The sequence below is a fragment of the Actinosynnema sp. genome, assembly GCF_052038725.1.
On sequence record NZ_JBQGCX010001173.1, the window covers coordinates 1 to 1,705 of the forward strand.

A 1,705-nucleotide genomic window follows, 5' to 3' on the forward strand; every position below is an offset into this window, starting at 1 on the left:
GATCACCGTCGACCAGGGCGGCCACGGCGCGTACCTGGTGGGCCGGAACGCCTGCGCGAACGACAGGGTGACCGCCTACCTGCTCGGCGGGAAGCTCCCGGCGCGCGACGTGGAGTGCGCCGCCGAGACCCCGGCGCGGCAGCAGGCCCCGGCCGAGACCGGCGTGATCGGGTAGCCCCGCACCGCTCCAAGCGCCGCGCGTCGACCCCGCGGGAGTCGGCGCGCGGCGCGGGCACGTGCCGCGGACGTGCGCCGGGGGAGCGCGCCTCAGGCCCGCCGGTACGCCTCGCCCCCGTGCGAGCGCGTCAGCAGACCCTCGTCCACCAGCGCCCGCCGCAGCGTCACCCAGTCGTCGAACCACTCGCCGCACAGCGCGTTCACCTTCGCCTCCGGGTACACCTCACCCGGCGCGAACGAGTCCGCCACCACGGCCAGCACCTTCGAGCGCACCCCCGCCTCACCGGGGACCGCGGTCAACCGCCCCCGCCGGAAGTACGCCCCCGCGCCGTCGCCGGACGCCCCGCCGAGCCGCGCCTCGGCGCGCACCGCGGTCCGGAACACCTCCGCCACCGGCGCGTGCCGCCCGCCCTCGCGCGCCACCAGGCCGCCGTCGACCAGCCGGTGCAGCGCCCGCGTGGCGTCCGCGCGCGTCAACCGCGCCGCCTCCGCCACCTCGTCCACCGTCCCCGCCCCCAGCACCAGCGCGGCGAACGCGGCCAGGCGCGCGGGTTCGGCCAGCAGACCGGCCAGGTCTCCGCAGGAGGGCGAGCGTGCGTCGGCGGGCTCGGGCACGGCGGCACCTCGCGGTCGGGTACGGGGCCGCGATCATAGCAGCGACCCCGCGCACCCGACCGCCCCGCGACCCGGTGGCCGCCCGCCCGCGCGGCGGGGCGGGGGCCACCGGGCGCGCCCGCCCCGTCGGGACCGACAGCCGTGGGGCGTGGTCACCTCGGCCCTGCGGGCTCCGCGCTAGTCCACGAACTCCGGCGGGTCCATCACCGGGCGGTCCATGCACATCAGCCAGCGGCCGTCGTCGCCGCGGCGCAGCACGTCCGTGCAGCGGCCCGTGATCTTGACCTTCCTGCCCTCCTCGTCGGTGGTCAGGATGATGAACGTGACCCCGATCAGGGACACGTCGCCCGCCACGTAGGCGTGCGTCAGCGTCGCCTCCAGGTGCGGCTTGGGCGCCAGGAACTGCTCGAACCACGCCTTGCGCGGCGCGCCGGTCAGCTGGCCGCCGGAGAAGTTCGAGATCGCGTCCGGCCGGTACAGCTTGTCGAACAGCGCGCCGTCACCGGAGTTGAAGACGTCGATGAAGATGTCGTTCTGGGTGTCGATGTCGTCGGTGAGGTCGGGAAAGTCGGGGTCGACCCGGAGTGCGGTGGACATCTTTTCCGTCCTGCTTCCTTCTGGGCGGATCGGGTCCGCGTGACCATCTTTCAGGCAGCACCTGCAACGCCCTGGAAAACTAACCCAACCCCTTTCACCGACCGCTCACGAGACGGTAACCGGATTTCTCCGGAGCGGCGGATTACCAATGGGTGAGAACAATTCCCGAATCCGTCGTTAGTGTTCCGGACCGAGCGAGCCGACAGCCGAAGCGACGAGAGGCCAGGTGTCATGCAGGAGACCGAGCGGAGCGGTCGCGCGACCCTAGAGGCGGTCCGCGAACTGGTGGGGAGGCTGCGCGCCAACGCCCAGGACG

General features: G+C 73.7%; 3 protein-coding genes. 1 reads left to right on the plus strand and 2 read right to left on the minus strand.

Annotation, left to right across the window (positions count from 1 at the left end):
- Nucleotide 1: 1 nt before the first annotated feature.
- Entirely contained in the window at nt 2–175 is a 174-nt protein-coding gene (locus ACTUAL_RS24540) for an alpha/beta hydrolase (RefSeq protein ID WP_440901910.1), read from the plus strand.
- Between the two features lie 92 nt (nt 176–267).
- Here ACTUAL_RS24540 and ACTUAL_RS24545 read toward each other — a convergent pair whose 3' ends face one another.
- The gene (locus ACTUAL_RS24545; RefSeq protein WP_440901909.1) at nt 268–792 is read right to left on the minus strand and encodes a DUF2087 domain-containing protein; all 525 of its coding nucleotides are present in this window, start codon (nt 790–792) and stop codon (nt 268–270) included.
- A 177-nt stretch (nt 793–969) separates the two neighbouring features.
- Nucleotides 970–1,389: a YybH family protein gene (locus tag ACTUAL_RS24550; protein ID WP_015803425.1), complete on the minus strand. Its 420-nt coding sequence runs from the start codon at nt 1,387–1,389 to the stop codon at nt 970–972.
- Between the last annotated feature and the right edge of the window lie 316 nt (nt 1,390–1,705).